The organism is Burkholderia sp. E168m22, assembly GCF_001319805.1.
Taxonomy (GTDB): domain Bacteria; phylum Pseudomonadota; class Gammaproteobacteria; order Burkholderiales; family Burkholderiaceae; genus Burkholderia; species Burkholderia orbicola.
In genome coordinates this window covers 1-5129 of the sequence record NZ_BBSK01000146.1, presented here as the reverse complement: position 1 = coordinate 5129, position 5129 = coordinate 1, and the positions used below count along the sequence as shown (strand labels likewise).

Here is a 5129-nt window from a genome sequence, read left to right as displayed (position 1 = left end):
CCGACTGCGCCGCTTGCCGCGTTGCCCACTGTCCCGACAACACCACCGAGACCACCGGCCCCGCCTCCAACACCGCCCAGTGCGCCAGTCAACGTCCCGACTGCGCCCGTTGCCGTGTTCGCCACCGTGCCGACGACGCCCCCGAGACCGCCAGTCGGATTGCCACCGCCGATGCCACCCAGCGCACCGGTCACCGTGCCAACGACGCCGCCGAGACCACCGCCGCTGCCACCAACACCACCCAACACGCCCGTCACGGCACCGACCGCGCCGGTGGCCGCGTTCGCCACCGTCCCGACGACACCACCAAGCCCGCCGGTCGTACCACCACTTCCGCCGAGACCACCCAGCGCACCCGTCACCGTACCGGCCACGCCCGCGACCGGCTCGAGCAATCCGCTACCGATACCAATGGCCGCGCTTCCCGTCCCCGTCCCGGCAAGCCCGATCGAGATACCGCCTGCATTCGGGTTGCCGACCGTCACCGCCCCATTCCCCCATCCCGTCACCGTGCCGATGAGTCCCCCGGGCGCCGGCGACGCGCCTTCGATGATCAAGCCGTCGGTGTTGCTGAGACTTCCCGGCACGGCGGTCACGACCACCGCCTGGGACGCCGTGGCGGCCAGGCTGAACACAGCCGCGACCGACAGGGCGATGCCCGTCAATTTCACGTTCATTTTCGTTTTCATGAGTAACCTCAGTTCGGTTGGACAACCGCGGAACAGCTCGAGCGATGACGCGTGGACCCTGTCGCCCGAAGGCGGCACGAATCGTTCGCGGATTGCCCGATACGGCAAAGCGTTGAAACAAGTTCGAACAGACCGATGCAACGGGATACCAAACACCGCGTGACGCGCTTCATGAAAACGATTCGCATCACGAAGTTTCTGAAATACGAACCTGAAAACAAACCACCACATAACCATCGATAAACGATCGGCCGCTCACGACGACTTCATCGCGAACGGCCGTCGCCCCTCCCTTTAGAACTTCCACAACAGATTGCCGTACAACGCGTGATCGCTGATGTGGCCGCCAAGCTGGCCGCTATACGACAGGCCGAGCGACAGGTTCTTGGTCACGGCCGCATCGACACCGACCTCGAGCACCGCGGCATCACGCGCGACCGGCACGCCGGTCACGCTGAACGGCGAACCGCCGCTCGCGAACGACAGCGTCGACGCCGGCTGCGTATTGCCGAATGCATGCCGCCATCCGACGGTGCCGAACGCCGTGACCTTGCCCTTCGTCGTGACCGCGACGTCGGTCGAGGCCCGCACGCCGAGCGTCGAGAAGCCGAGGCCCGTCGTGTCGGAATCGCCCTGCAGCGCCGCCGCGCCGCCGTTCTCCCTGAAGCCGCCGGTGTGCAGGCTCGCGAACGCAAGCCCGACAAACGGTTCGAGCGAGACGTTGCGAATGGCCGTCGAGTAGCCGATCTCGGTGAACACCTGCGTCGCGTTCGCGTCGTAGCTGGCGGTATCGTGGTCGGCGAAGCTGCCGAACGACGGATTGCGCTCGCTATGCACGCGGTACCACGACTGCGACACGCCACCGCGCACGTTCCACGCGTCGTATCGGCCGCTGGCGTACAGCGCGATCGTCCCGCCGTTGACCTTCGCCGACTCGTTCTGGTCGGTATTGAGCTGGCTGCGCGACGCGCCGCCCGCGATACCGACGCGCCAGTGGCTGCTGACTTCCGCATCCGTGCCGACGATGAAGCCATACAGGTTGCGATCGATCGACGCGACGCCGTCGCCGTTGAACCGGCTATGCGAGCCGTACAGTCGGCCCCACACCGCGGGCTTGTACGACTTGGCCGGCGTGCAGCCGTTTTCCGCGGCCATGCGCCGGTCGAGCGCCGCCGCATGGTCGTCCGCCGACACCGGCGCCTCGCATCCGCACAGCGCCCCGCCCGGCTGCGAACCGAGCCGCGCACGATCGAGCACCGCGTCGCGCACGTAGCGGCTGTCCGACAGCAGCACGCTACGCGTACTCGGATACAGATCGCCGGCCAGTTGCGTGAATGCGCGGTTCGCGGTCGTCGCATCCGACGTCAGCACCGTATCGAACAGCGGGTTGCCGGCGCCGAGCGTGCCGACCGCGCCCGCCACCGCTTGCCCGTCGGGCGTAGTCGCCACCGACGCGAACGGCGTGCCGTTCGGCGCCAGCGACATCAGTACCTGCGCCGGGTTGTACGTGAGCGTCGGCGTGAGGAACGCATACGTCGAGTTCACCGCGCTGAATTGCCCTTGCACGCCCGCGCCGGCATTCACGATGGTGTAGAGCTTGCCCGGCTGGTATTGCCCGGTCGCCGCGACGACCTGCACCGACCCACCGTTGAGCGTGGCGGAGCCGGTCACGTCGAGGCCGCCGCTCTGCTGCGGCGTGGCGCCGACCTGCAGCGTCGAGCCCGGCTGGAAGGTCGCGTTGCCCGCGACCTTCAGCGGCTGCCCCAGCTGGAGGACCGATGCAGTACCGCCGCCCGACACGACCAGGCCGCCGACCGTGCCCGTCCCGGTGACGGTCGCGCCGCTGCCGACGGTCACCGGCGAGCTGGCCAGCGAACCGGTGACGGCGAGCGTGCCGCCCGTCACGTTCGTCGGCCCGGACAGCGTGTTCGTCCCGCTCAGCACCTGCGCGCCCGTGCCGGCCAGCGTCAGCGGGCCGGTACCCGACAGCGTGCCCGCGAACGAGCTGGTGCCGGCGGTATTGACCGTCAGCGGCGTCGCGCCGAGATTCACGGTCGAACCCGTCGTACCCGACAGCGTGCCGATCGACTGCGGCGCGGCCGAGGCCGCCAGGTTCAGCGTCGCGCCGCTGCCCGCGAGGATCACCGGGCTCGTCGGCGCGAGGCTGCCTGCACCGGCGAGCGCGAGCATGCTGCCGCTGCCGATCGTCGTGCCGCCGGTGTACGTGTTGGCGCCGGTCAGCGTCTGCGTGCCGCCGCCCTGCACCGCGAAGCCGCCGGTGCCCGCGATCGTGCCGCCGAACGAACCGCCCGCCGGACCGGCCACGGTCAGCGTATTGCCGCCGAGATTCACGGTCGAACCGGCGGCGCCCGACAACGCGCTCGCCGTCTGCGGCGTCGTGGCCGCGCCGACGTCGAGCGTCGCGCCGTTGCCGGCCAGCGTCAGGGCGCTGCCCGCCGACAGGCTGCCGTTGCCGCCGATCGCCAGCGTGCTGCCGTTGCCGATCGTCGTGTTGCCCGTGTACACGTTCGCGCCGCCGAGGGTCGTCGTCGACGGGCCGCTCACCGCCAGGTTGCCCCCGCCCGAGATCGGGCCGCTCAGGCCGAGGTTGTTCACGCCGCCGACCGTCAGCGTCGAGCCCGTGCCGAGATTCACCGCGTTGCCGAGCGTCGTGCCCGCGACGCTGGCCCCGAGTGTGCCGCCGGTGCCGCCGACGCTCAGCGTGCCGCTGCCGAGTGCGGTCGGCGTGCCGGCCAGCAGCGTGCCGCCGCCGGTGACGCTCGTGCCGCCGGTGTAGGTGTTGCCCCCGACAGCGTCGTCGTCGCCGGACCGTTGACCGCGAGCGTGCCGCTCCCCGAGATCGCGCCGGTCAGGCCGAGGCTGTTAGGGCCACTCACCGTCAGCGTCGCCCCCGTACCGAGGTTCACCGCATTGGCGAGCGTCGTGCCCGGCGTGCCAGCTGCCAGCGTGCCGCCCGCACCGCTCGCGTTGAGCGTGCCGGTACCGAGCGCCGTGTTGCTGCCCGCGACCAGCGTGCCGCCACCGGTCAGGTTCGTGCCGCCCGAATACGTGTTCGGACCGGTCAGCGTCTCGGTGCCCGTGCCCGACAACGTGAGGCTGCCGCCCGCGCCCGCGATCGTGCCGCCGAACGTGCCGCTGCCCGACCCGCCGAGCGTCAGGTTGTTGCCGCCCAGGTTCACCGTCGAACCGGCGACGCCCGACAGCGCCGTCGTCGTTTGCGGCGTCGTCGCGCCGCTGACGTCGAAGGTCGCGCCCGCACCGGTCAGGCTCAGCGGGCTGCTACCGGAGAGGCTGCCGCCCGCGCCGATCGCCAGCGTGCCGCTGTTGATCGTCGTCGCACCGGTGTACGAGTTGTTGCCCGTCAGCGTTTGCGTGCCGCTGCCCGACAACGTCAAGCCGCCCGTGCCGGCCACGGTGCCGCCGTACGTGCCGTTACCGGCACCGGCCAGCGTCAGCGTGTTGCTGCCGAGATTCACGGTCGAACCCGACACGCCCGACACGGCGCCCGTGGTCTGCGGCGTCGTGGCCGCGCTCAGATCCAGCGTGGCGCCCGTACCCGACAGATCGACCGCGCTGCCGGCCGACAGGCTGCCGCCCGCGCCGACCGCCAGCGTGCTGCCGTTGCCGATCGTCGTGTTGCCGGTGTACGTGCCCGCGCCGGTGAGCGTCGTCGTCGACGGACCGTTCACCGCGAGGTTGCCGCTGCCGCCGATCGCGCCGCCCAGGCCGAGATTGTTCGCACCGCCAACCGTCAGCGTCGAACCCGCGCCGAGATTCACCGCGTTGCCGAGCGTCGTGCCGGCCACGCTGGTGCCGAGCGCGCCGCCCGCGCCGCTCGTGTTCAGCGCGCCCGTGCCGAGCGCCGAACCACTGCCGGCGAGCAGCGTGCCGCCGCCGCTCAGGGTCGTGCCGCCCGTGTACGTGTTCGTCCCGTTGAGCGTTTCGGTACCCGTGCCCGCCAGCGTCAGGCTGCCGCCCGTGCCGGCGATCGTGCCGCCGTACGTGCCGCTGCCCGACCCGCCGAGCGTCAATGCGTTGCCGCCGAGGTTCACCGTCGAACCCGATACGCCCGACAACGCACCCGTCGACTGCGGCGACGTGGCCGCGCTCAGATCGAGCGTCGCACCTGCACCGGCCAGATCGACCGCGCTGCCGCCGGACAGGCTGCCGCCCGCGCCGACCGCCAGCGTGCTGCCGTTGCCGATCGTCGTGTTGCCGGTGTACGTGCCGACGCCGGTGAGCGTCGTCGTCGACGGGCCGTTCACCGCCAGATTGCCGCTGCCCGAGATCGTGCCGCCCAGGCCGAGATTGTTCGCACCGCCAACCGTCAGCGTCGACCCCGCGCCGAGGTTCACCGCGTTGCCGAGCGTCGTGCCGGCCACGCTCGTGCCGAGCGTGCCGCCCGCGCCGCTCGTGTTC

At 70.9% G+C, this 5129-nt stretch carries 2 pseudogenes; both read right to left on the bottom strand.

Annotation, left to right across the window (positions count from 1 at the left end):
- Positions 1–926 (bottom strand): annotated as a pseudogene (locus AP428_RS32080) (hypothetical protein); the annotation flags it as partial.
- Positions 927–983: 57 nt separating this feature from the next.
- Positions 984–5129 (bottom strand): annotated as a pseudogene (locus tag AP428_RS37030) (autotransporter domain-containing protein); the annotation flags it as partial.